General features: G+C 68.9%; 18 protein-coding genes. 11 read left to right on the top strand and 7 right to left on the bottom strand.

The genetic code is table 11. The features are described from left to right. Positions 1-190: 190 nt before the first annotated feature. The 3 genes from ACMXN5_RS49875 to ACMXN5_RS49885 all read left to right on the top strand — a co-directional run bounded on the left by ACMXN5_RS49875 (position 191) and on the right by ACMXN5_RS49885 (position 3,947). Positions 191-2,623: a DnaB-like helicase C-terminal domain-containing protein gene (locus ACMXN5_RS49875; protein ID WP_439681667.1), complete on the top strand. Its 2,433-nt coding sequence runs from the start codon at positions 191-193 to the stop codon at positions 2,621-2,623. A gap of 54 nt (positions 2,624-2,677) precedes the next feature. Next, a complete protein-coding gene (locus tag ACMXN5_RS49880) occupies positions 2,678-3,259 on the top strand; it encodes a transcriptional regulator (protein WP_439681668.1) in 582 nt (193 codons plus the stop codon). Positions 3,260-3,461: 202 nt separating this feature from the next. Further along, positions 3,462-3,947 carry a WapI family immunity protein gene (locus tag ACMXN5_RS49885; protein WP_439681669.1) on the top strand — a complete coding sequence of 162 codons (486 nt, stop codon included), beginning with the start codon at positions 3,462-3,464 and terminating at the stop codon, positions 3,945-3,947. A gap of 943 nt (positions 3,948-4,890) precedes the next feature. Here the strand turns inward: ACMXN5_RS49885 and ACMXN5_RS49890 are convergent. The 3 genes from ACMXN5_RS49890 to ACMXN5_RS49900 form a co-directional block, all read right to left on the bottom strand. Beyond that, positions 4,891-5,820 carry a helix-turn-helix domain-containing protein gene (locus ACMXN5_RS49890; RefSeq protein WP_439681670.1) on the bottom strand — a complete coding sequence of 310 codons (930 nt, stop codon included), beginning with the start codon at positions 5,818-5,820 and terminating at the stop codon, positions 4,891-4,893. A 397-nt stretch (positions 5,821-6,217) separates the two neighbouring features. Then, the gene (locus ACMXN5_RS49895; protein WP_439681671.1) at positions 6,218-9,022 is read right to left on the bottom strand and encodes a Helicase associated domain protein; all 2,805 of its coding nucleotides are present in this window, start codon (positions 9,020-9,022) and stop codon (positions 6,218-6,220) included. Between the two features lie 1,258 nt (positions 9,023-10,280). Further along, positions 10,281-11,213: a 3'-5' exonuclease gene (locus tag ACMXN5_RS49900; RefSeq protein ID WP_439681672.1), complete on the bottom strand. Its 933-nt coding sequence runs from the start codon at positions 11,211-11,213 to the stop codon at positions 10,281-10,283. A gap of 975 nt (positions 11,214-12,188) precedes the next feature. Here ACMXN5_RS49900 and ACMXN5_RS49905 point away from each other — a divergent pair. Next, complete coding sequence (locus ACMXN5_RS49905; protein WP_439681673.1) at positions 12,189-13,250, top strand: hypothetical protein; 1,062 nt, start codon at positions 12,189-12,191, stop codon at positions 13,248-13,250. Positions 13,251-13,474: 224 nt separating this feature from the next. Here the strand turns inward: ACMXN5_RS49905 and ACMXN5_RS49910 are convergent, their stop codons facing one another. Beyond that, positions 13,475-14,188, bottom strand: a complete 714-nt coding sequence (locus tag ACMXN5_RS49910) for a hypothetical protein (RefSeq protein ID WP_439681674.1) — start codon at positions 14,186-14,188, stop codon at positions 13,475-13,477. A 302-nt stretch (positions 14,189-14,490) separates the two neighbouring features. Here ACMXN5_RS49910 and ACMXN5_RS49915 point away from each other — a divergent pair, with 302 nt between their 5' ends. Continuing rightward, complete coding sequence (locus tag ACMXN5_RS49915; RefSeq protein WP_439681675.1) at positions 14,491-14,880, top strand: hypothetical protein; 390 nt, start codon at positions 14,491-14,493, stop codon at positions 14,878-14,880. 250 nt (positions 14,881-15,130) lie between these two features. Here the strand turns inward: ACMXN5_RS49915 and ACMXN5_RS49920 are convergent, their stop codons facing one another. The 3 genes from ACMXN5_RS49920 to ACMXN5_RS49930 all read right to left on the bottom strand — a co-directional run bounded on the left by ACMXN5_RS49920 (position 15,131) and on the right by ACMXN5_RS49930 (position 16,769). Beyond that, positions 15,131-15,286 carry a hypothetical protein gene (locus ACMXN5_RS49920; protein WP_439681676.1) on the bottom strand — a complete coding sequence of 52 codons (156 nt, stop codon included), beginning with the start codon at positions 15,284-15,286 and terminating at the stop codon, positions 15,131-15,133. A 697-nt stretch (positions 15,287-15,983) separates the two neighbouring features. Further along, entirely contained in the window at positions 15,984-16,304 is a 321-nt protein-coding gene (locus ACMXN5_RS49925) for a hypothetical protein (RefSeq protein ID WP_439681677.1), read from the bottom strand. Positions 16,305-16,445: 141 nt separating this feature from the next. Then, positions 16,446-16,769, bottom strand: coding sequence for a DUF6205 family protein (locus ACMXN5_RS49930; RefSeq protein ID WP_439681678.1), 324 nt, complete (start codon positions 16,767-16,769; stop codon positions 16,446-16,448). Between the two features lie 1,465 nt (positions 16,770-18,234). On the opposite strand from ACMXN5_RS49930, the gene ACMXN5_RS49935 reads away from it, so the two are divergent. From ACMXN5_RS49935 to ACMXN5_RS49960, 6 genes are all read left to right on the top strand, one after another. Beyond that, positions 18,235-21,816 carry a DEAD/DEAH box helicase gene (locus tag ACMXN5_RS49935; protein WP_439681679.1) on the top strand — a complete coding sequence of 1,194 codons (3,582 nt, stop codon included), beginning with the start codon at positions 18,235-18,237 and terminating at the stop codon, positions 21,814-21,816. A 357-nt stretch (positions 21,817-22,173) separates the two neighbouring features. Beyond that, positions 22,174-22,656 (top strand): hypothetical protein, encoded by a 483-nt coding sequence (locus ACMXN5_RS49940; RefSeq protein ID WP_439681680.1) that lies wholly within the window; start codon positions 22,174-22,176, stop codon positions 22,654-22,656. 112 nt (positions 22,657-22,768) lie between these two features. Then, complete coding sequence (locus tag ACMXN5_RS49945; RefSeq protein WP_439681681.1) at positions 22,769-23,029, top strand: hypothetical protein; 261 nt, start codon at positions 22,769-22,771, stop codon at positions 23,027-23,029. A gap of 161 nt (positions 23,030-23,190) precedes the next feature. After that, positions 23,191-24,915 (top strand): hypothetical protein, encoded by a 1,725-nt coding sequence (locus ACMXN5_RS49950; protein WP_439681682.1) that lies wholly within the window; start codon positions 23,191-23,193, stop codon positions 24,913-24,915. Between the two features lie 318 nt (positions 24,916-25,233). Beyond that, the gene (gene mihF / locus ACMXN5_RS49955; RefSeq protein ID WP_439681683.1) at positions 25,234-25,548 is read left to right on the top strand and encodes an integration host factor, actinobacterial type; all 315 of its coding nucleotides are present in this window, start codon (positions 25,234-25,236) and stop codon (positions 25,546-25,548) included. A 197-nt stretch (positions 25,549-25,745) separates the two neighbouring features. Further along, a complete protein-coding gene (locus ACMXN5_RS49960) occupies positions 25,746-25,910 on the top strand; it encodes a hypothetical protein (RefSeq protein WP_439681684.1) in 165 nt (54 codons plus the stop codon). The last annotated feature ends 8 nt before the right edge of the window (positions 25,911-25,918 follow it).

Genomic DNA, 25,918 nt, shown 5'->3' on the forward strand with positions numbered 1-25,918 from the left:
AGCCAGGGCGAGCGTTCGCGATAGTCCGCAAGACGGCCAGGCACAAACTCGACCGACCAGATCTCAACCCCGGCGAGCAGCTGCCACGGCACCTGGGAGTCCACCCGGCCAGCCCGTTAAGTTGGCAGATTTTCGAGTAGGAAAACGGTAGGATTCAAGGGTGCCGACGCTTCGAGGAAAGGCCGAGAGTGTGAGCGAAGAGGTGCACTCGTCGGCCGCGGCCTTCTCCGGCTCGGTTCCCGCGACCGGGCTTGGCATAGAGGACGTACGGAGGCGGTGGGCGCGGGTGGTGGCCGAGGCCGCCGAAGGCGCCCGGATCGTGATCCACGCCCCACACGGCGTGCGGGCCGTCTTGGCCCCGCCCTCCCAGGACGTGAACGCCGGGCAGGGGAAGTTCCCGACGTTCACGATGACCGACGCCCGGCAGAATCTGGGCAGGCTCGTGCGCGCTGCGGCGGAGGGAACTCCCCAACTGTTGCTGCGCTACCGCACCGTCTATGCCCAGATCACCCACCTTGCCGCTGCGCCGACCCCCGCGGTTGTGCCAGCGCCCACGGCCGAGAACAGTCCGCAGTCGACGTCCGTCTCGCTTCCAGACGCCCACGACACCCCCACGGCCACCACCGCGTTGGCCGTGTCGGGGGCGGTGGTGCCCGCGGGCGGTCGTCGGGTGGCGGGGTTCGCGACGGCGTCGGCCGAGGCGACCACCGCCCGCCGACGGGCGACTTCTTTCGGCCCGACCGCCCTGGACGAGGCCACGGGCGGAGGCGCGCTGCCCGGCCGCCTGGTCGTGGTGGTCGGCACGCCCGGCGCGGGCGCCGGTCTGCTGGCGGCAGGCGCAGTGCTGTCCGCGACCCTCGCTCCGGCCGAGGATGCCGCTGCGCCGAATGCGGTGCTCTCGTGTACGCCTGGCCGCCCCCGCGCCGACGTTGCCGCCCGATTGACAGCCGCTGCCGCCGGAGTGGACCATCGGCGGTTGCGCGCGGGGACCCTCACCGAGACGGAACGCGAAACCGCCGACGCGGCGTCAGCCCGCCTGGCCGCCGGAGGGCTCCTCCTCGACGACGGTGCCGACTTGACCCTGGGCCTGTTGCGGGAGACAGCCGCTGACATCGCGGGCCTGCGCCTGATCGCCGTGGATTCGCTCAACAGCCTCCTTCCCGCCGCCGCGCGCGCCGAGCCGGCCTCGGCTATCCGGGAGGGTGTGACCGTGTTGCGCCGCTTGGCGGTGGACCTGGACGTGCCGGTGGTGGCTGTGTGGGAAACCGGAGTGGGCGAACAGCCCGAGGTTGCCGCAGCGTTTGCGGAGGCCGACACCGTGATCCACTTGACGCGCGAGGGCGAACTGGCGCTGGCGGTTGTATCCGAGCGCGACCTGGGACCGGTTGCCGAGGTCGCGCTGCGCGCCGACCTGGCCCACGTCCGCTACACCGACACCCCCACCGCCGCGCCCACCCAGACCGAGCCGGGCGCAGCCGCAGCGCCCTCCGCAGCCCTCGCCCCCGATTCCGCAACCGGCACCCCAGCGACCATGCCCACCTCGACGCTCGAACCCGGTCCCACTGCACGGCGATCCCCCCACGCGCCCTCCGCGCGGACGCCGACCGCCGCGTCAAAGGCGCCTCGGGTCGTCGCGGACACCGACCAGGATCCCTTGCCCGGGGCGATCGCTGGCGCCGTACAAGAGGAACTCGCCGCAGCCGGAGGGGACGTCGAGGCCGCGGCGCAGGCGCTGTCCAAGCGCGCGATCCCGGACGTGATGAAACTGTTCGACCTCTCCCGGACCGGTGCCCGCTACGAACACACCAGCTATCCGCCGCTGCCGGACCTGTTCCGCAAGCCCTCACAGAAGGAACCGGACCAGATCTGGGAGGCCCGCCCGAAGTGGCGCAACAAGGGCCTGTCCCCGGGGGACCGCGAGGTCACCGCCCTGGACATGAACGCCGCCTACCTGTCCGCGATGAAGGCCCACCTGCCGATCGGCCCGCTCGAGCACCGCGCGGGCCCGGACCTGGACGATTACGACGGGCCGAACGGACGCAAACGCCGCCGCGCTGGCGTCTACCTCGTCGACCCACCCAGCTGGGACCACGACACCCTGCCCAACCCGCTCGGCGACCGCGACGAACCCGGCCCGCTGTGGATCACCGACCCCACCTTGCGCCTGCTCCTGCGGTGCGCCTCACCCACCCACGGCAACCTGTGCGAGGAACCACGCATCCTCGAATCGTGGACGGCGCCAGCCACCGAGAACCTCCTCGAGCGGCTGCGGACCGCGTTGCGCGACGCCCGCGACACCGCGATCGCCGACGGGGACGACGTCACCCTGGACTACGTGAAGGTCATGTACGCCAAGTTCGTCTCCACGATGGGCGGCTCGTCCGCCAACCGACTTATGAAACGCCCGGATTGGATGCACATCATCCGCTCCCAGGCGTTCTCCAACCTGTGGACGAAAGCCTTCAAGGCCCGCGAGGCCGGGCTGACGCTGGTACGGATGATGGGCACCGACGAACTCCACCTCGCTGGCGACTGGCGCACCGTGTTCACCGAGGGCCGCAGCGTCGCCGAAGTGAAGATCAAGGACACTTACACCCTGCGAACGGACGAGAAGGCGACCTGATTCCCGCCGCCTTTCCACCCCGGCCCCGCCCCGCACGAGAGGACCCAACCCCGCATGCCGTACCGCTCCCTGGAGCCCGGCAAATACGGGATGCGCGGCACCCGCGCTTCTGCCCTGGCCGCGCAGCGCCTGGACGAACTCGCCGACGGCGTCACCTCGCCCGTAGACACTGAACGCGGCCTCGCCGCACGCCTGCGCTACCTCACCGCATCCGCCGCCGGCTACACCGCCATGGGCACTGCGGGGATTTCCGTCACCCCCCGCACCCTGGCCTCCTGGCTCGCCGAGGACCGGACACCGAACCGCGCGAACCTGCGCCGGATCGATTCCGCATATCGCGACCTGCGCCGGCGCAACGTGGCCCGTTCGCTGACCCGCCGCCTGAACAACGCCGGGCGCGGTACCCGGGTGGAATTGCATCCGCACGACCAGTCCGGGGTGCGCGAGCCACACCGGCGGGCGGGGGTAGCGAGCCATCGCAGCGTCAACGTCCGCCGCTGGGACGCGATCGTGCGTGCCTGGGCCGCCGGGGACGAACACGCCCTCGACGAGCTGTGGACCGACGAGGTGTTGGCCGATCTCGGCTCGGACTGGGGCGGCTTCGAGTTCGCTTCGGGAGTCGGGTTCGCAGCCTGACCTGTTGTAGCGTCTCAGAATTCGTGTCATCTTCTTGAGCCAAAGCACGATAGATGCCACCAAGGCAGGCTTGTTGTCACCAAGATGCTGGCATTTTTGTCCTTTGACACGGAAGTCAGCCCGGGTCGGCGCTCGTCCTGTGGCGACTGGGTTAGACGGCAAACAGTTCGTCCCGTCGGCCGGCGCGTGACATCCTGGCGCGGTGCTCTTGAGTGATCATGAAAGCAGTGTCGAACTCCGGCCGGTGCGCTATCAGTTCGCCACGGTCCGGGGTGACCCGTACGACGACAACTGGCTGGTCATCGATGGCACGGTGACGACTCCCGAGGGCAGTTGGTCCTTCGCCGATCCATGTCTGCTTACCGATGAGGCTCGCCAAGTGGCCGCCTGGCTGCGCGCGGTGGCCGGGGGAACCGCGGCTGTGACCGGACCTGATGCCGAAGGTGAGCTGTCCCCGAATAGGTGGTTCCTCGAGCCGCTCCTGGCCTTCAGCCTCGCCGATCGAAGCGAGAGCGGGACGGCGGTGATTCGTATTCATCTGTCCTTGGAGGCAGCACCCCCATGGCAGCAGGGCGATGACGAGGCCGACATCTACCAGTACGTCGTGGGAGTGAGGATGGATACGGCTGCGCTGCTTCACGCAGCCGACCAGTGGGATCTGGCTCTGATTTCGTTCCCTCCCCGCTGATCACCGTCCATGTGCGACAACTTGACGCACAGCTCCGCGCGATCCACCTCAGCAGGGACAGCCGCCTGCTACAGAACCGGGAGGACGGTACTTCGTCTCGTTGCCCGGCGGAGACCCCGCCGTCTGGTCTGGTTCCGGAACGGGTGAGAATCCGCAAGATCAGATTGCGACGCAGAGAGGATCCGCCACCTACGACAGCGACGGGACACCCGGCGCCGGCCATCGGCTGCGATGGCCCCCGCGGGCGGTGACAACAGGACTGCAAACTCGGCGTCGGTGACAACAACGCTGCCTCGTCGGTGACAACCACTCTGCTTCGTGCCGCGTTCAGTCCCAGGTCGACGCGCGCGACGGTGCCACCTATCGTGCGTCGGCACACTTCTCCGGCGCAGTCTCACACCGATGTCATGTCGGACGCCCGTCACACAGGCCAGGGCCGATACGGCGACCACCTCACGGACTGCCTCTCGGACGTCGAGCAGCCCGGCGGTCACTGCCGTGCCCCAATGCGGCACGTCCACGATCCCGGATTCCACGAACACCCGGTGTCCTTCACGATCGACGCCTCCGACCCGACCCAGCATGACCGCCCTGACCCGAGGCCGGGGCCAAATCGCCAGCACGCACCGCACCCGACGACGAGGGCACGCGCCGCCGTTTGAGCGATCGCCGAGTCCACACGGTCGCGGTGCCGATAAATACCCCCACCGGCCGGCCTTGAGAGTCCACATGACGCGGCCGCGGGTTTGGTGGCCTTGGACAGGTCGCCTTGCACTCGCATCTGTGGCTCAAAGGCTCGACAGGCAGCACTTCGTCTACAGCCTCGTGGGTGGGAGATCCTCCGTCATGATCTGGTGCTGGTTGACGGGATGGCCTCGACTGTGTTTCCCGCGTTGCTTGTGAGACTGCCTGATACGCGGCGCATCTCTTCCGCCGTCGCGCTTCACAAGGTCCTGCCTGATCGGTGAAACGGATCTTTGGAACATCCCCGATGGCCAGCCAATGCCTCCTCGGTCGACATGGAGGCGATCACCCTGTCGATCAACAGCATCGATTCTTCGGGTGAGAGCGCGAGGTCGTGCAATGCCTGGAACGTCTGGAGATATTCGGCCGTATCGGCGTCTCTGATGAAGACCGCCTCACCGACGAAGGCCACATCCTCCAGGCACGAGGACGCGTCGAAACGGTAGACGGTGATCGGGCCCTTGAGCCCGGCGTGCATGCCTCGATCAAGCGGGATGACGCGCAGGTCGATGCCGTGCTCGATCACCTGGGCCTTCATGTAGCGCAGCTGGTCGATCATGATCGACGGCTTCGCAGGCACGCCGACCCACCGAAGTACAACAGCTTCGTCCAGCACGAAGTGGACCTTGGGCGGCCTGTCGTTCCGGAACACTTCCTGTCGGCGGCGGGCACGCAAGCTCCCGAGCCCGTCCGTCTCATTCGACTTCGGGGCGAGACATCGCAGAACTTCGCGGCTGTAGTCCTGGGTCTGGAGCAGCTCGGGGACGATCGACGTCTCGTAGCCGTTGATCACCCTGGCCTCCGACTCGAAAGAGAGCAGCTTGCCGAGTCGGCCCTCGGGCGTCCCTGCGGTGGGGGCCAAGTACGCGTGCCACCAGGGTTTCTTCCGTGCCTCGATCCCACGGGCGACGAGTTCGTCGCCCATCGGCGTACCCCACACCCCGTACAGACGCAGCGCGGCCTCAAGATCGGTTTTGCTGGCTGGTGTGTCACCTCTCTCGATCCGCGTCAACTTCGAGGCGGACCAGTCGAGCTCCGTGGCGGCCGCGGACTGGCTCATCTGTTTGAAGATCCGTGCTGTGCGCAGGCCCTTGCCCACCAGTGTGCGTTGGACCATGGGGTCCGACATGTGTGATGTCCTCTCCGGCAACAGGGTCCCGACGTCTGCAAATCGAGGCCGTCCACGTCGATGTGAATCGGGTGGTGCGCCTGAGGTGTTCGAGGTGGCAGTTCAGGCGCGCGGAACGATATCGGCTTCAAGCGCCTCCGTGCGCACCGCCTGGGGCGACACAAGTCGGCGAGACGAGGGCTGAGGACCTCGGGAGGTCGTTGCGGCCGTCTTGAACCGCGTGGAAGGGCTGGCGTGCCGCGTACGGGCAGGCTGGCGGCGGCCGGCCGGTAAGGGACCCACAAAGCGAGCGCACAAGAACGCCACGCCACCCACGACATGCCGGACGCGCGTACGGCACGCCCTCTTCGCCGGACCAGCGGCAATACCCAGTCGACAGCGGACCAACCCCGCTCGCCTACACCCACCGCATCCCGAGCTCCGTCAAAGCCGCGATACGATCCGCCTTCCACGTGGCCTTCCGTTGCCTGGCGTTGGCCAGAGCCACCCCGAGCTTGACGTCGTGCGCCTCACCGTCGACCTCTACAGTCTCGACGTATGTGCGAGGCACCGTCAGATGTCCTTCCCGCGCGCGGAACGCGGTGGCCGCGGCCACCGTGAGCCCCCATCGGTCCAGCGGTGTCGCGCGCTTCGCCGGGACGTCGGTCGCCTCCACGCCGACCTCCGCCAATGCCTCCCGCTGTGCCAGCGTCAGGCTCGACCCACCGCGCCGTTGTCGGGCCAACCACGCTCCGACGTCTTCGCCGTCGTTGGTGTGTCCCGGTACCAGCTCGTCGAGGCTTCCCCCTGCCTCGGTGTGCAGTCGTACCGCCGTGAGCATGCGTTGCCAGTCCAGCGACCACCGCTTGGCCGGGTCCGGCCGTCCGGTGGGGTTCCAGTCAGGGTCGATCGCCGCGAGCCGTTCCCACCGCTTCGCCCACCGCTTCGGGTTCTTGCGGGATGCCAGTGGTCGGCGGCAGTTGGCGAGGAATTGTCCGACGGGGTAGTTGTTTACGGCGGCGGTCTTGGGCGCAGCGAGGTGGCCGTGGACGGCGAAGTACGCTCGACACATGGCCAGCCCGTCCTCGAACGCGGCGTCGTCCAGGCTCCACTCCATCCCCAACGCCTCAAGAAGCTCGATTCGCCGCGGACTGATCGCTCCCACTGACCACCCTCGCCGCTGCTCACTGATCCACGCTCCCACGGGGTAGCTGGTGCCGGCTTCGACGTCGTAGTCGATGGCCTCCAGCGGAATCCTCAGGTTGCCGTGGGTGGCGTGCCAGCGCCTGGCGGCGAGGTAGCCGCGGCGCCAGTCTCGACGTTCGGGGTCGATGACCCTCAGTTTGACGAAGTCGGTGAGGAGGGCGGGGTCGCGTTCCGTCATGAACCTCACGAGGAACCGTTCTTCGTCATCCTCGGATTCCTCACCGGCGCCGTCGTCGGAGTCCTCTTCGGCGGGTGCGGTTCCGCCGTCGTCCGCCTCCGAGACCGCGTCGCCCTCGGTGTCGGTGAGGGCCGTGAGCCGTATGCGGCTGCCGCTGGGCGCCGGTGTGGCGAGCATGTCCAGGACGCGGCTGTCGTGCGCGGCAAGGGCGTGGAGCACGCGAACGAGGAAGCTGTACGAGTCGGAGACGAGCATGTTGTCCGGCTTCTCCCCGACGGCGAGGAACACGGGCACGATGATCGTCGCGATACGACCCTCGTGGGGTTCCTGGCGCAGGACCCTGCCGATGGCCTGGACGATTTCGATCACGCTGAGCTTGGGGTCCATGAACGCGACCGCGTCCGCTCGCAGATCGACACCTTCGGCGAGGACGCGCACGTTGGACAGCACCGCCCGCCGTATCACGCTTTTGTCCTGATCGGGGAGTTCGAAGAGCCCGACGGGTTCGCGGTCGGTGTGCGCGGCGAAGTCGCCCAACACACGCCGCCGGTGCTCGGTCTCGTGTTCGCCGCACAGCCAGTCCGCCCACACCGCAGCTGGATATCGGTCCGGTTCCGCCTCGTGGAGCCGCTTCGCGACGGCGGGCAGGGTTTCCGCGCAAGCCTCGGCCTCGGCTGTCCGCGCGTGATAAGCGATCACCGTGCCCAATCCCTGGTCGGCGGCGACACGAAGGACGGCGGCCTGCAGGGCGGACAGCCGTGCAGCCCGATACTCCTCGACCTCTTCCAAACTGCGCCGGCCCGGGCCCCGGTGGAGGTCGATGCCGCCGGCCGCGGCAAGGCCCTGGACGATGGGGTCGGCGACGTCGACTACGACGATCCGCGGCCTGGCGAGCAGGCCCAGACGCACCCCTGCCGCGAGTTCCAGCCTATGGACGGTAGGGCCGAAGATCCGTTCATCCTGCATCGACGCCACCGCGTGGACCGGCAGCGACGAGTGGACCGGGCGGCCGCCGCGCACACGCAACGCCCGGGCGTCACCGTCGCCTTCATCCTCCCAGTCGTCGGTGAACTCCTCGAGTCCGCCGGCCGGGCCAGCCGCCCCCGGCTCCTCCCACGCCTCGTCGTCGGCGAGGACCGAAAACCGCTCGGCCTCGCCTCCGCCGGCGCCCTCGCTGTAGGTACTGTTGTCGGGCGGTTCCCACACGCGTGGGGTCGCGGTCAGGTACAGCCGCCCCCCGGCCGGGAGCCGCTCGTCGTCGTGGACGGCCCCCCAGTCCCTTCCCAGCCAACCGCTGGTTCGGTGTGCCTCGTCGATGCAGACGAGCCGCCAGGGTGCCAATCGCAGCCCGTACACGCCTGCGTGGGCGTCCAGGATCGTCCCCAGCGACTGATACGTGGCGTACACGGTCAGCGGTTCGTCGGTCCCGGCGGCCCACAGGGCGAGTTGCGGGGCGCTCGTAGTCGTTCGAACCCCGGCGCTGCTCAAGGCTGCGTCGCCGGTGAGGGAGCACACGGCCAACTGCGTCCCGCCCACACGCCCGGCCTTCTGCCACGCCCGGACCGTCTGCACGAGGAGGTCCAGGGTGGGCATCAGGACCAGGACGCGGTCGCTCCCGGCCAGGGTTGCCGCTGCCCCGGCGGCGACCCACGTCTTCCCGGTGCCACAGGCCATCACCGCAGTGGCCCGGCGCCCGCTGTATCGGGCACTGCCGACCGATGCGAGGTCGGGGTTCTCCAGTTCGCGGACGATGGCGGTGAGGGCGTCGCGTTGGTGGGGGCGCAGCGCCGGTGCGGTGTTGCGCGCGGAACGACGCGTCGAGGGGATGGGGTTCCGCATCGATGTCTCCGCGGGTGCGAGTCGGGTGTTCGTGTCGGGGGTGGTGGGCGTTGTGGGAATGGTAGGTGGCGCCCATCTGCCAACACCAGCGCGCAACAAGGAACGCGGGACCGGTTCCTCAAGACGGGATCCGGATCCTCATCACCAGCATGCAGATCGATGTCTTCGTCGATGCCGCTCTTTTGGGTGGGCCGAACATGTCACACGAGTTGCCGTAGCGACACCTCTAAAGGGTGTGACGCGGAGCAGACTGCGGTCTTCACTCCGGGAGCCCGCAGCGTCCGACCATCTCGTTCGCTGTGCCCCTCGGCCCCCACGGCTGCTCGCATCGCTTGCGGATGGCGTTGTGCGCGTCGTTGTCCAAGCGCTCAAACAGGAGGATGCGACAGTGATCCAGTGCCCGCGATGCCGGCAAGCCGATCAGAGTTTCAGGGTTCAAGCCCTCTACGAGAGCGGGCTGACGGTGACGAAGACTGTTGGACGGACATCCATGCGCCTACACGGTGCCCATGGGCCGCAGAGCGCATACGGCTCCGTGCGCGGCACCAGCACGGCCCAGACCTCGCTGTCGCGTTCCCTCAAACCGCCGCCGCGCCCCTGGGCGGCACGCGGCTGGAGCTACGCGATTGCTGCGGCGTTCGCGGTGATGTTCGTGGTGAATATGGCGGTCGGCACGGTTGCAGGAGCTGCGGCTTCCTGGGCGGGCCTGGCAGCCGCCGCGTGGTTCCTGACTTCCTACAGGAGGCGGCACCGTGTGGTCTATCCGCAGTGGCGTCAACGGTGCGCGACTTGGGCCCGGATGTTCTGCTGCCGTCGGTGCGACGGCCTGTTTCTCCCGTCGGACGACTCTCCGGACCATGTGCGCGGACGACTTGTCGAACGGCACGCCCTGCGTGCCTTTCTCTCGGAGTGCGTCGAAGGGAAGTAGCCGAGCCTGCCGTACGGGCCGCGGCCGGGGCCGCATCACGAGACCGCAGGGGCGGGGACGATCAACGGACGATGCCGTAACCGGCAAAAGGCTTGCCTGTCGACGAGGCGAACCCTCGGCCCGGCGTCCGGAAGGCATCCCATCAACGAGACGGGCCGGTCTTCGTCGTGCGGCGGGTGCTCCTCTTTGATGGCTGCGCGAACTGGAGTGCGGGCTGGCCGACCTCCCCTGCCATGATCTCGACCCCACGACCCGCGACGCGTCCGAACACCGTCGTGTCCCCGTGTCCGCCGGTGCGAGCGCGGCGATCGGGAGTGGTGTTGCGCGAGGTCAGGGCGGTGGGCGTTCTTCGTCGAACTCGCGCGTCCAAGAAGGCCGTTCGGCAAGCTGTCGGAGAATGGATTGAGTGGCGAAGACATCGGCGAGCGCGCGGTGCCCGCCGCCCAGACGTAGACGGCTGGTGGTACCCAACCAGACCGAGCGGGCCCGCATCGCACAACCCCACTCGTTCGGCAGGGCAAGACGACCGGGCGACAGCCCGAGTGCGCGGCTGTGATGGGTCACCAGCAGGCGGTCAAACGGGCTGTTGTACGCGATTAGGTGCCGCTCGCCGATTGCGGCCAGGACCTCGGGCAGCACCGTGTCCCAGGTCGGTGCGTTCGCCACGTCCGCATTGCCGATCCCATGAATGCGCCGGCTGCGATCGGGGATCGGGATCCCGGGATCGACGAGCGTGTTTACCAGGACGTCTCCGGAAGCCGCGCACACGGCGGCGATCTCGACCACCCGGGCGTCCCATTCGAGCCCGGTCGACTCGCAGTCGAGCACAGCACCCTTGCCGGGCCGGAGCGCGGCTTGGGCCCAGTGCATGACCCGCCCCACCGGGCCGAGCAGCACCAGGCGTCCGGCGGTGAGCGCGCGCGCCAGGCGTTCTGGCATCGCAGCGAGCACCTCGGCGCGTTCGGGGCCGCCTCGTGCGGCCGGCCAGTCCACGGTCCAGCGGTCGGCGGAGTGGCTGTAACGGGCCCAGGCGTCGACGCCGGACGCGCGCAGGTCCGCGACCAAGGCGCGAACCATCGCGTCGCGCTCGCGGATGGGCCCCGCCAGGTCTCGCCACGGGGACGGGCCGCGGGTCGTGCGACGGGCGGCGGACCAGTCCAGTCCCGGGGACGCCGCGAGGCGGTCCAGGTCGGCAACGTCGAAACGGGTGGTGTCGCCGTCGTGATGGATCGGGAGGAGCCCGCTCTCGACCAGATGCTCCACCTCGCGCCGGCGTACATGCAATCGGCGGGCGGCCTGCTCCGGACCCAGTGTTACCTCCGGTCCTACGGGGACGTCGCGGCGGGGGATCGGGAGGGTCGGCGCGGTCGCGTTCCGCGTCGCCCGGTCGTCGTGCATGCGTTCTCCGGCGGGCCGTACGTCCGGGCGACGGGTTCGCCCGTGACGCGTGCCACGGTGCACCATAGGACCGACGTCGGGGGCCGGATTTGCCGAAACGCGCCCGCCTGCGCGGACGGACCATCCAGCACGCTCGGGCCGGACTCGGGGTCTGCGTCGAGTGTGTCGCCTGGAGCGTCGCGATCGAGGTCGTCAATCCCGGAGCGTTTGCAGGGGCGAGTTCATGTCCCGAACCGCCAACGTGACCAAGTCCTCCGCCGCCGCTGCCCGGCCACTCGGGCACGAGCGGCACCCGACAAGCTGAGCTGTCCTCGTATCTCGTACGGCGTGCACTTGAAGACGGCATTCAGCATGACCTGCCCATGCTCATCCACGACCTCGAACACCGGCCCAGATCCGCAGTACGTCTTGGTCCAGCCCAACGGCAGGTGGGCTTCCAACGTCTCAGGAATCGGCCCTGGGCGCAGTCTGATCCCCAGTCGCTTGTACATCTGCCGCGTTTCGTCAGAGCCGATGGGACCGGGCAGAAGCGGAGAGTCAAGGAGCCGGCTGATCCATCCGCTCTGGAATACATCCACCTCGTTTGCGTCCATGCGGCCATGATTGCAGGCGCGCCGTTGCGAATCACCTGCTCGAAGAAGGTCCCTGCAAGAGCCGATAGCAGCGGTGTGGATCCTCCTCACACGTCCGCCCGCGCATCTGGCCGTGGCTTGCAACAGAGGCAATTTCGCTCGTTACATGTCACACGCCGGTGGCGCGGCACACCTCTAAGGGTGCGGCGACGGGAAGTTCCCGTCGCACCACGACCGACGAGACGGGGACCGCATGAACCTTCCCCCAATGGCGGCGTTCGCGCAGCAGAAGAGCAGCGACGCTTTGTACGCATGGACGTGTGCCAGAGACGGCCTGACGTCCGAGACCGCCGACCCCGATGCCACAGACGCGACTCAACGCCTGCAGGCCCTCAGAGTGCTCCTCTATTGCGATTCCCGCGCCGATCGAATGAAGGACGCAGCGCGTCGTTGCCGTCGGGTGGCTCGCGTCGTCGAGGTCGACTGGCCCGACTGTGCTCGAGAGTACGAGTACGCGGCCCACCTATGCGAAGTCGCCGAGCGTCTGGCCCGCCACGCGGGATCGCTCCGTGACAACCCCATTGATACGCGTGATCGCGGTTCTGCTTCTTCCCCGACCCGTCCCCAATCTGCCGATAGGACCACGAAGTTCCCGATGACAACCTTGCTGGTGGTTCCCAGGTACGAGCCGGCCACGGGGACGCTTCGGGTTGTCGCCCCGCATCACGGAGACGGCATCCCATGGGTTGTCCATCCGCCGGGCGCCGGCTTGCACGGAGGACTCATTTGCGGGCCCGATGCGGCTGCCGTAGCCGATGTGTTCCGCCAAATCGTTGCCGCAGTGCTGCACGAGTCGCAAATTGTGGTGTGGATGTCCAACGGCCGTCGATCCTTTGAACGCGGACATTCCCCCGACCACTCGGTTGCCCTGCGCTCGGAGACCGTCGACATCCTCCGGGCCGCGGCTCACATTACAGCGGTGCGTACGCTCTCCGAGATGACCGGCCGACCCACGCCGGAACGTCGCGGAATCCTCGTTGCGGTGGAAGACGCCCACATTGCTTTCGCCGGGGATCCGGGTGCGGTCGCTGCGGCCGAACTCATCGCCGTCCAGGGCCCCGAGGTAAACGTCGCGCTCGTTGTCACCACGCCCGGTCACCAACTGCGGCATTTCGGGGACAACCGATTGCTTCGCACGGCACTGGCGCGCCTGAACACGCTGTACCTGGCCGAGTCCATCACGGCCGCGTTGGCGCCCGTTCACGGTAGGGATGACGAGCGGAAGCCCTTGCCTCGTCCTTACTGGGAATCGGCACAGTCGCGTCGCTGACCTTCTCAGAGGGCTTTGACGCCGTAGCGGTTCACCGATGGTGACGACGTTGGCGCCCATCTCGCGTACGGCGACGCTGTCGGCCGACGACCGAGCCAGCAGTTGGCTGCCTGGATACCCGGCGCCGTTCCGGGACCTCTCGGCCGACACGGCTGGCCGGTCGCCGTCGCCTCCACCGGAGACCGGCGAGCGCGCCTCAGCAGGCATGCACGCGCACAGTGTGACTACCGGTCAGGCTGGCGCTCGATAATGGAGTCGATGGCATTGAGGAAGAGGTCGAGTCGTGGGAAGGCGGCGGGGAGATTCTCGATGCCAGCGGCGAGCAGTCCGCGCAGATAGAGGGAGGCGGAGAAGACCTCTACGGTGAGTTCGACCCATTCGCTGCCTCGGAGGGTCGTCGTGGAATGGTGGGACCGCGGTGAAATCCCGTCGCTGGAGATCGGTCGCCAGACGATCAGGATACGCCGTGCCCGGTCGGCCTTCTCGGATGTCCAGCCAGCCGGCGGCTGCAGGGGCAGTGCGATCTTGGTTGTACTGTCCCATCTCTCCCAGTAGTCCGCAGCGGTGAGAATCTTCCACTGCTCCCAGGCGTACGTCCTCAGGCCCTCGGCCTCCGGCACGCTGCGTCGCATGTCGACGGACGAGGCCGTCCATTGTTTGCACTCCACGGCGATCAGCTCACCGGCCTGCGAGAACCAGGCGTCCAAGTCCCTCACGGAGGGTTTGGGCGCCTGCGCGGTATGGAAAGCGACGTCGTCTCGCCATGGCACCCCCTGGAGTAGCTCCACCCCACCGTCGGGCGCGAGAGCGTGCGCCAGGACATCCAGCAGCAAGTCCTCCCCGAATGTCGCGCTCAACCGACCGGTCAGCCTGCCGCCTCGCTTCGCGTCGAATTCGTCGAAGTGCCGGAGGAGTTCGCGTATGCGGTAAGAGCTCATGCACGACAGCGTGCCGCACCCAACGCCCCCTGAACCCCCGAAACATCCCTGAGCACCCGACCTTCACGGAGCTTTCTTCTGCCCCGGGCGCTGACGTTGTCGCCGTCGTATCCGAGCATGTTCGCGAGGACGGGTGCGGGACCCGGGGCCGGTGAGCAGACGAGGCGACCCTGGGGCGCGGTTCGACGGCACGGCTTCGACGGAACCGCGATGCCCGATGCGCGGCCCGATCTCCCCGAAGCCCCTGCCCAGGTAGTCGAATTCCGGAGTCGAGCGGTGCCTCGGGTGGGCAGGATGCGTGCATGACCTTCAATTGGGAGACCCCACCGTGGCAGCGGCACGAGGACTGCACCCATATGGCAGTGATGCTCACTTACGCGGGCGGAGGGGAGATCACGATGGTTTCCGAGAGTGTGCGGGGTGACAACGCCACAGAAGCCCTCGCCGACTTACTCATGGGGCCCGGTGGCGCGGGCGGCATGGCCTTGACACCCGGTCTCGTGGGCGTGGTGGTCCGGCGCGGCATCGACGTGATGTGGATGGCACAGCCGCCAATCCAGGTGGCGGCCGAGGACGAGAAAGGCGAATGGCAGATCGCGGTCGACGCGCAGGGAGTCGAGGTGACCCTGTTCTCCCCGGCCGACACGCACGGCCTCTTTACTCGCCTTCAGGCTGCCTACGGAACCAAGTAGCTCCACCGTCCGGTTACCACGAGGGTCCGCCCTGGAGATGGACACTGTTGGCGAAAGCCCCTGTATGGACCCCCGGGCCGATCGCCCGTATGAGCTGCCCGACCGCCTGGTCGAAATCGTCGCTGAACGCGCCCCGCCCGCGAGACACCCCGACGTGTTCGTTTCGACTGCTTTGAAGACGACGACGTTACGGGTCCTCACCCGCCGGATCACTGCCTCCGACGGCACCGGCGGGCGCGGCGCTCCGGGTTCATCCGGTCGTCGCGGCCTCGTAGGCCGGGTACAGGGGACTGTCGGATCCGATCCTCAGGTTCCAGCCGTCGGCGTGGTAGCGACGCAGGAGTTCCGCGATCGAAGGGTCGTCGGGTGCGACGGGCCCGACGCCGATGGGGCTGTGCAGCACCAAGACGGCGACGGTTCCTCGATCCGCGACCAAGACGCGGTCTCGCCGTCCCGGACCGGCCGCAGATAGTGGTCCACGCGACGAACCCGCAGGAAATCCAGAACACCATCCCCCTGCACCATCGGTCCCTCGCCGAGTTTCCCTGCCCGAAAGCTACTCAGCGCAAGGTGGTCACCGACTGCGGGAACCGACACCCCCTGGTACCCATCATCCCGGAAGATCTCCCCCAGAAGGCCCTCGGACTCCCCACCCAACCCCCGGGCATTGCGGCGTCGCCCACTTGGATGCACACGGTCTGCTACGTGCCGACCGCCGCATTCCCTATGCCTGCGCGCGCTGATGGTGGGACGGCCGCTCCGGCAGCGGAACGGCATGTGCCCACCACCTCAACTGAGGTGGTGGGCACATGCTGCGGCTCGGTTCGACGCGTCAGTGCGTTTTGCGGTTCGGTGAGCGGCTCAGTGCGTGACGCAGTGCGCGGGCGCCCCTGAATGGGGCAGCGATGACGACGACCACTGTGCCAGCGATGATGACGAGTGCTGCGGCGATGAGGATCTTCAGTTGGAGGCGTCGTTCGCGTCTGACGAGGAGGCGTGCTGTGACGTCATTGCGGTCCACGAGGTGCCTGCTTTCATTTGGGTGGGAGTGTCGACGGACAGCCTGTGATGTAATTCGGCAGCGTGGTCGACGGTGGCAGTGATCAAATGAGCCATTCCCGGACGTGGGGGAGGTCGTTCGCGAGGATTCGTGTGGCGGATGTCTGGATCCACTCGTAGCCAGCGCTGAATTCCAAGTCGGGAGTCGGAATTCCGTTCGCCCACTTGCGCAAGCTCTTGAGGCTGTGGCTTTCGTACCGGAGGACAGCGCGAGCCGCGTTGGCACCGATATGAAACGTCGGATTGCCCTCACAGGTCGGGAATTCATGCGGCCTGGAGATCCTGGCCAGTGCTCGGAGCTGATTCTCGGTCAGGTTGGGAGCGAGAATGAGCAGCTGTTCTCCGGACAAGCCGTCCGTGGACATGTTGTCTCCTGGTGTTGGGAGGCCGAGCAGGCTCGGTGTACCGGCCCGGTGTCGGGCGTGGAGGCTGTGTGCGGGCGAGGCGGGCGGCGGACCATTGTCCTTCGCATTCCGGTCGTGTGGAGTCGAGATTTCCGCGACCGGTCAGGCTTCCCAGGTGGGTTCGATGCGGTGGACTTTTCCGTCTCGTACGACCAGTCGCCAAGCGCCTGTGTTGTCGTGACCCTGGAGGAATCCGCTGAACGTTCGCTGCGGAAAGGTGTTGACGACGCGGGCCAGGTGGGATTCCACTTCGTGTCCGTCGTCCCCGCAGAGCGAGGCCTCGACGGCGGTCCCCATACCGTCCCGGCGAACGATGTGGACCTGGCGGTCGTCCGCATCCTCCTGCGCGCACAGTCGATCGAGCTCACGGGTCGTGAGTGGCGGTTCGATGCTCAGGAAGCCAAAGTAATCGACGTCGTAGCTCATGCCTTGTTCCTCCGATTCGTTCGCCGGATCCAGGCGTCGGCTCTTCACGGCCTGGCGGGCTTCTGGCAGTCCTCGGTTGTATGTCGAGAACTGCGGCCGAGGTCCGTCCGCGACACATTAAGCGTACATGAAAAGTAATCTTTATGCAATTCTCGCTCGATCTCACGAGTTGACTTGATACGTACCTGCGCGGTCCGGGCGCGACCACGCGGTGCGGCCAGTCCCGCCGGGTTGCCCTTCGCTGCCGGGCGTTGGTCGGAGCCGCCCCGAGGTTGGTCTCGTGCGCCTCATCGTCGAGTTCCACAGTCTCCACGTACCTCCGAGGCACCTTCGGCGGTGACCCGCAGCACGGCGGCTTGGAGCAGTTCCGCGAGTTCACCGTCGAGTGGTCGGCAACAAGCCCGGCGGGTCACGAAGCTCATCCCACGGTCGGTAGTGTTCGTTGCGGCTGGCGAGTGGCGCCCGATGTGTTGACATCCTCACCGGGGGACCGGAATCGGCCAGTGGGTGGTGCAGTTCCGTGTGGATGCGATGGTGTGGGGCGTCACCGGTTCGAACGGTTCTGTGTAGGGCTCGCGGGTTTCGGCAGCCCTCAGGGGCGGCGCCGCGCCGACGTCGGATCGGACCCCGCGAGGTCGGCAACGGGCCGTCGACAGGCGGGACATGCAGCCACGGCACTCCGGGGTTGCGAAATCTCGTCCAGCGTGGCTCCCGAACGGTTTGCCTGGCCAGCTCCGACCAACGCTCGTAACGCCGGGGCAGACGGGCACTGTTCGCAGTCGAGGCGACGCCGTAACGACGTCCCAGGCCTTGCCGCGCACAGCCGTGGAACGGGACGCCTGTACCCGGACCGTGGCCCGGGCCCCCTCGAAGCCACCGCCCACTACAGACGGCAAAACCGCGACGGTCGGTGTTCGGCCGGACGCGCGACCGCGTCCGGGGCCGAGCACCCGCGGCAGACCCGTCGACCGGCCCGCGAGGAACTCCCCGCCGTGGCAGCCACGTTCCGGACGGTACCTCGTCGAAGCGGCGATCACTCGGGTGCCGGCGTCCAGTGGCGCATACGGAGCTTGAGGCCGCTACCCGCAAGACGATGCGCAGACGCCCCGCACGAACGGCTCGGTGTCGAGGGCGATCCGCGGTGCGGGCGCGGATGGTGCCAGCGCCGGCCCGCCCTTGTGTGGGCCCGAGCGTGCCGGGCGGATGCGACGCAGCCGGCCGAGGTGCGGGTGAGTGCGGTCGTGCCTGGTCGAGGACCCGGTGCCGGACGCGTTGCGCGCGGACCTGGAGGAAACGGTCTCCGAGGAACTCGATCGACTCGTGTCGCCGATCCCACGGTTGAAGGCCGTGGACGACGCCGGTGCCCCGCATCCCGCTGGCATCACGCCGACGACGGCAGACGGACCGCCCCACTCTGCCGACCCAGTGCTGGGACTGTCCCGGTGTCGTGCCGCATGATGTGATCGTGACGTCACCTGCCGCGGCCGGCCCCGTTCAGCAGTGCTCGGGCACCACACTGCAAGGACGTCGATGTCGGGCACTGGTGCCCGCGGAGAACGTATGGTGCGCGACCCACCGCCCGGACGACGCCGGGCCCACCCCGGTGCGAGCCGACACGCGGCCGCGAATCTGCGACGAGGACGAACAGGCGGCGCATCGCGAGCGCGTCAGGGCGTCGGTCGCGTGTTCCTTCTGCGACGCCGCGATCGGCCGGCACTGTGTGGGGCGCGACGGCAAGGACCGGGTGAGCAATCACAACGAGCGTCGCCTCGCGTACGCACAGGCCTGCGGCACCGCCGGCACGACGAAGGCGATCGAGCCCTCGACGGCGGACGGCGACGACTCCACCGTCGCCGGTGTCATCGCGCGGCGATGGGGTGTTTCGCCCCCCGTCACCGCCCTGCCCGAACGCATGGTCCGGCCGGGATGGAGCTACGAGAAACAGGTCGCCTACCCGTGTCCCGCGTGCGACGGCGTACTGCACAGCCTGCGCAAGCCCTACGCCGACGCGAACGGCAAACCCGGACGGTACATCGCCCTGGTCTGCCCCGCCTGCCCCGCCGTCAGCACCCTCGCCGATCTCGGAATCAGCTCCCGCGACCTGAACAAACCACCATTACCGGGTACGCCGGGCATATTTGGCACGCCGGGCACATCGGGCACGCCGGGCGACGCGCCGGAGCGCCGATCACCCGTCCCCCTCCCGCGCGCCGGCGCGCCGGTTCCGGCAAGGGGCGAACCCCGCCCGCCCGCGATCGTCGCCCGCCGACTCGACCAGCCGGGGAAGTGGCCGACCGATCTGCCCACGTCGACCCACCGGGAGACGCGGCGCCTGTACTGGAGCAAGGTCGCCGACCCGCACTGGCGCCTGCCCACCCCCCTTCCCCGGGACGTCGACGTTCGGGTGATCCTCCCCGAAGGCGACGACTACCGGGCGCTGCGCGAGCACCTGACCGAACACGGTGTGCCCTTTCGCGCCGTGCCCTACTGGGTCGAGTCCGAACTGGTCACCACCCTCGACGACGACGGCGCACACGTCGAACCGATCGCACGACCGAGGTTGTCGCCGTTCGCCGCGAACGGCGCCGACGACCAACGCCGACTCGTCGAAGGCCCCGGCGCGCACGCGGCCCGCGACGTGTTCGAAGCCGCCTGGGACAACCTCGCCCCGGTCGATCCCACCGGCGTCCCCGACCCGGTGCCGGTGGCCGACCTCGTCCCCGCCGCATGGGCCCCGTTGCTGCCGCATCCCACGTTCAACCCCGCACAGATCCAGGCGATACCCGTCGTCCTGGACCCCGACGTGGGCCACGTACTGATCGTGGCGCCCACCGGCGCGGGCAAGACCCCCATCGGCATGGTCGCCGCCCTCGACACCTGGGACCGAGGCCGCAAGGCCGTGTGGCTGGTGCCCCAACGCTCACTCACCGACGAACTCGACCGCGACCTCGAACCCTGGCGCCGCCACGGGATCCGCGTCGCCCGCCTGTCCGGCGAATACGCCACCGACGTCCAAGCGATCCGCGACGCCGACGTGTGGATTTCCACCACCGAGAAGTTCGAGGCGATCTGCCGCAACGCCTCCCTGCGCGACATCCTGGCCAAGGTCGGCTGCCTCGTCGTCGACGAGATCCACCTGCTCGGCGACCCCGTCCGAGGCCCCGTCCTGGAGGCCCTGCTGGCCCGGGTACGCGAAGTCGCCGACCAGGTCCGCATCGTGGGACTGTCGGCCACCGTCTCCAACGCCGAGGACATCGCCGACTGGCTCGCGGCGCACACCGTCCGCGTCGCCTGGCGCCCCACCCGCCTGGTGTGGCAACTCCCGATGATCCCCCTCGCCGGAGACCGCGCAAGTCGCCAACACGCCCGCACCCGTGCCGCCGTACGCCTGACCGAGACCGTCGCCGAGCACCACGGCAGCGTCCTGGTCTTCTGCGGAAGCAAACGCAACGTCCGCACCACCGCGCTGGCCGTCGCGCACAGCAGGGGAGTACCCACCACCGGCGCCGACCCGGACGACACCGACCGCGTCCACGACCTGTGCGCACAAGCCGGCGTCGCCCTGCACTACCGCGACTGGCCCCACAAACGCGAAGCCGAACGCGACTTCCGCAACCGTCACGCCGACGTCCTGGTCGCCACCTCCACCGTGGCGGCCGGCGTCAACCTGCCCGCCCGCGCGGTGGTCGTCCGCGACACCCAGATCGGTATGGACCGCGTCGAAGTCTCCACGGTCCAACAGATGTTCGGCCGGGCGGGACGCGTCGGCGCCGGAGAGACCGAGGGCTGGGCCTACCTGGTCACCGAGGAAACGGAACGACCGATCTGGCAGGCCCGCCTGGCCGCCGGCTACACCGTCCGCTCCCAGATCCGCAACACCCTCCCGGACCAACTCCTGGCCGAAGTCGTCCAGGAACGCGTACGCACCATCCGCGAAGCCGACGCCTGGTGGCTCCAGACCCTCGCCCACCACCAGGGCGACCGCGACCTCGACCCACTCGGCGACGCACTCGACCTCCTCGTCGAAGCCGACTGCCTCCGACGCGACCCCGGCCCCCGCGGCGACGACGACCTCGTCGCCACCGACCTCGGCCGCCTCACCAGCCGCATCATGGTCACCGTCACCGTCGCCGACCAACTGCGCAAAGCCGTCGCGTCCCTCCCGATCCCCCACGGCGCCGACGACGCCGAAGACCTCCTGATCCTCCTGGCAGCCGTCCTGTTGCCCGCCCTCGAACAGGCCCCCGTCAACGAACGCGCCGAAACCGCCGTCCTGCGCGTCCTGCACGCCCGAGGCATCGACACCGACCTCGGCACGTGGGCACCCCCACGAACCGGCCTCGCGTCCAAACCCTCCCTCCAACCCGGAGACCTCGCCCGCGCCGCACTCCTGCTCGTGGCGAACAGCCCCCACCTGTTCCGCCGACCCGGCCGCACGATCGCGGGCATCCCCACCGACAACCTCACGCCCGTGCTCGAGGAGGCGCAACGCTACCTGTCCTGGCTCGGCGCCCAGGGCACGTGCGGAACCCTCCACCCCTGGGCCGTGATCACCGCCGCCGACCTCGGACGCCGCGTGCGCTGGCGCCTCCTGGGCCCCCGCCGCGGGGCGGGCCGCCTCCTGTGGATGTGCGAACAGATGGCCACCCCCCTGCACGCCACCGAGGCCATCCCGCACATGTGGCGAGCCGCCACCGCCCGCGACGTCACCGACCCCGACTGGCCCACCGGACGCCCACCCAGCGGATGCCGCCTCGAACCCGATCAGTACACCGCGCTCCTCAACGCCCGAACCACACACACCGCACTCACGGCCGCCCCTGCGCACGGCATCGTCACCGACGTGCCCCCCGGCGCGGTCGTCCACGTGTGGGACGGAACCGCCCGACACACCCACACCGGACTCGACGACACCACCACGCTGCCCTATCCCGAATCCGCCGCCGACGACACCTCCGCAGGCCACCGAGGCGTGGCCGCCTTCACCCGCCGAGGCGACCACAGCGCGAGCGGATGGCTCGCTATCTACCGCTCCACCACCACGTGAAAACCGCCACGCCACGGAACGCGATCGGCGGGTCCAGGCCTCGCCCCCCGGCGGCGGGGCGTCGGCGACCTTGCGTGCCATGGCCGTCTTCTGCGGCGGAAGGTAGTCGTCCAAGGCTTCGACGCCGTCGTAGAGTAGACACATGGCCAGCCTGCCGCCATGATGGAGCCGACTCCCTTCTACGCGTAGTTGAGGGTCCACGTCGGCGTCGTCCGGATCTCCCGCCAAGTTGATCCCGGTCGGCGCCGTCCCTATTTCGGGGGCAGTACACGTGCGTCCCTTCGTTGGCGAGCGAGGCCGCGAGTGGTTTGCCGCAGTCGACGCAGATCGGCGCGAGATCGGTCGTGATCGGGGTGTGTGCGCCTGTTCGCCGAGGACCTGGTGACCTACGCCGCCGACGGGGTGGGCGTCGTCCTCACCGCGACCGGACGCGTGGCCCTGGAGGACTACGAACGTCGCCGCGCGCAGCTCGACGCGGAACCGACCTCCCTGACCCGGAATCCGCTTCGTGGCGAACTGCACGACCCGGCGGAACCCGACCGCCACCTCTTCGACGTCACGACCGGCGCACAGATCCGCCCCGGGGACACCATCCCTGACCCACACGGTGATCCGGTGACCTACCTCGGACCGACCATGCACAGTCATGACGGTGGCGAGTCCTGGCTGCCCGGGTCGGCCGTCCGCGTGAGATACGACCGGACGTTCCACAGCACGCCCTGGCTGTTCGCACAGGACGAGCTCGGTGTCGTCTACGCGGACGACCCCCGCGAAGGATGGTCCGGTGATGCCGCAACCCGCACCTGCCACGCACGTAGCCAACGGACGACTCCGAGCTGATGGATGACGACTCCTTCGACATTGGCCCCATCGACAGCGCCGGCTAAGGCGGATGACCACAACCTCTCGCTTCGCGCCCAGCCGGTCGGGGGTACCGGCCACACTGGACCCCATGACAACCACGACACCCCGCCGCTGGTACGGCCAGGACCAGTTCGGCGACCCGCCCCCGCCCGAGGGCACCCCCGGCATCGAGCTGGTCGGCGGCCCGCTCGACGGACTGTGGATGGTCCTGATCGACAACGGCCCACAGCACTACCCGAGGGGAGTCGCGCTGTACGCCGGCAACGGCGCCTACCCGGACGGACGTTCCCACTACGTCCACGCCGACCCGCCGGACGGGCGACTGCACTGGGAGGGTGACAGCGCCTGACCCCGGGGCCGCCCGCCATCCACCCCAACCCCACCGGCGGCCTCCGGTCCGCCCGCGCCATCACCCGGCCCCGCATGCGTGTCGGCCCCCGGGGCACGGGCGGCCGCCCATCCCACGATTCCCGCTCGCGCGGGCGCCACCGCGCCACACAGGAGACGGCAATGACCCTCGAAGCCACCGCCGAACGCCGACGCCCGCACAAGGCCACCAGAGCCGGTATCCACTGGCGCGCCAACTTCGACGGCGACGGGCTGCGCCTGGAGGTCCCCGACACGAGCCACCCCGCGTGGAAGACCGTGCGCCGACTCCGGATCACGCGACCACCCGCGTACATCGGGGAGTTCCCGACGGAACACCGCGACGTCGTCGTGGCCGCGTTGCGCGACGTCTTCGGCCGGGACGGACTCACCCCCGTCTCCCACGTGGACATCGACCTGCGGCTGGACGCCGCCGACCCGCAGACCGGGACGACTCTCGACTGGGCCGGCATGTCGCTCGCCACCACCGCCCCGGACAGCGCGGGAGTGAGGCTCCTCGGCGGCACCACCGTCGTCACCGGCGCGCTGCTCGTGAAGGGCCGGGGCACCGCGAAACGCATCGAGTGGGAGCCCGGAACGGTCGTGCGCGTGCTCGACATCCCGCGCCCGTGTCTCGCAGGACAACCGGGCCACGCGTACACGGTCGTGGCCGACACCGACGACGATCCCGCCGACGCGCTGCGCCGCGAGGGCCATCGGTTGCTCGGCCTGCGCCACCGCCTGGACATCCCGCCCGCCCCGACCGACGCGTTCAAGGGCCGCCTCGCCGCTCGTGATCGGACCGCCGGGATGCGAGTCGCGCCCGCCGACTACCCGCACACGGACGCCGACGACGAACTCGTGGTGGACCCGGACAATGGCGTCGTCTACGTCACCCGGTTCGGTTACGGCGTCGGTCGGGGCAGAGTGGTCAGCGATTACGTGTTGCCGCTCACCGCCGAACGCGTGAGCGTACTCGGCGCCTACGAGGAGGAGTTCGGGCGCTCGCGCGCCGCGTACGCGACCGCGGGCGCGAACGCCGAGGCCGCCGCGCTCCTGCGCGCCGGGGGGTGGACGGCGCAGCGGCTGTGCGAGGTCCGCGACGAGCTGTTCGCGGTCGTCGACGCCGACGACGCCCGCGCGCTGCTCGGCCGCGCCCCGGCCGAGTGGACGACGGCCGGCTGGCCGATGGAGGACGGCGACAGGGTCCCGGCCGCGGGGGATCCGCGCTGGCGCGCGACGGACGCCGCCCGGTTCGCCGACGCGGGCATCGACGCCCGCCGCGCGTACGAGCCCGAACTTCGCCGCGACAGGGGCCGCTGGCTCACCGCAACCGAGGCGATCGCCCGTGACCTCATCGTCCCCAACCACGCGGGTCGACGGGCCGCCGCACTGCTCGACGGCGTGCGTGACTGCGAGGACCTGCGGGAGAAACTGGTCCACGCCCGCTCCGTGAAGAGCGTCGAGCGAGAGGGATGGACGCAGGAGCCGTCGAACGAACGGGGGATCCAGCTGGACGAGCACCGGTTCGTCCTGGCCGACGGATCCCACGTGTTGCTGTGGACCGTCCGCCACTGGTTCGAGGACCCGAAGGTGTCGGAGCACCGGACCACGTACCTTTCCGAGGAATCCGCGCGTCACGCCTGGACGGAGGACCGAGACATGGCCAGCGACTCCGACGACGACGACTGCCCGGGCCCGGACGTCGACCACTGCGACAACTGCGGAGCCACCGCGCCCGACGACGAGGACGAGTTCCTGCGGTTCGACTGGATGGTGGCCAACTTCGGTCTCGCCTGCGGCACCCACTGCTACGAGGAGATGAGCAACGACTCGGGCGAGCATGCCCGACGTCACCACCAGTCGTGAGACCGGCCGTCCCGGCCGTGAACGCGCGCTACGTGTTCCGGTCTCGCGCGATGGGTCGTAGGGCGAAGGACCACGTGTGGTGTCGTGCGCGGAGGAGGGGGAGGTGGCCGGTCCAGGCGGTATCGGGCAGCGGCGAGGGCCGTCGAACGGGAGCCCCCCGCCAACGGCATCGGATGACGCGATCGGTTCCATTGCGGCGTGGGTCCGCCCGGTCGCGGGATCGAGGTCTTTCGGCATCATCCGTAAAGCTGCTGGTCGAGGCCACGAACATGCGGCCGTGATGGGCCGGTTGCGATCGGATGACGCGAGGAGAAACCGATGACCGTGCCCGTGATCGGTCTTGAGGAGCGCCGGGCCGCGCTCTCGAAGGCCGCCGCCGTGCGCAAGGAGCGGGCCGCAGTGAAGGAGGAACTCAAGCGCGGCAGGATCTCGCTGCGCGAGGTGTTGGACACCGACACCCTGGCGGTGCGCAGGATGCCGGTCCGAGCCTTGCTCGAGTCCCTCCCGGACATCGGGAAGGCGCGCGCGGACCGATTGCTCGCCGAACTGGGTATCTCCACGAGCCGGCGAGTGCAGGGCCTGGGCGTACAGCAACGCGACCGGCTTCTGGAGCGCTGCGCTCCGCAGGCGTGACCCGCGGACGCGGGTCACCAACGGACGCCTCGAATAGCGCGGCCATGGAGTTCGATCCGCAGGACCTGGCCGACACCACCATCGCACTCGAGTTCCAGGGCCACGCGGCCCGAGGGTCGCGCAACTGGGACGAAGCGGTTCGCCTGTACTAACTGGCCGCAGTCGGGCTCGATCACCTCGGTTCCCCGGCTGAGGAGGTGACTCGCGTCCTGCAGTTGGCGGTCGAAGCCTGGCTGCGGGTCGAGAGCCCCGATGCCACCGTGGGTTACGCCCTCGGTCATCTCCTCGTCCGGGTCGCACCGGACAGGGAACGAGACATTCCCGCCATGCTGCGGCGGCTCGACGCGGTGCGCACCGAGTAGTCCACGCA

Origin of the sequence: Embleya australiensis (assembly GCF_051903075.1) — a bacterium.
GTDB lineage: Bacteria > Actinomycetota > Actinomycetes > Streptomycetales > Streptomycetaceae > Embleya.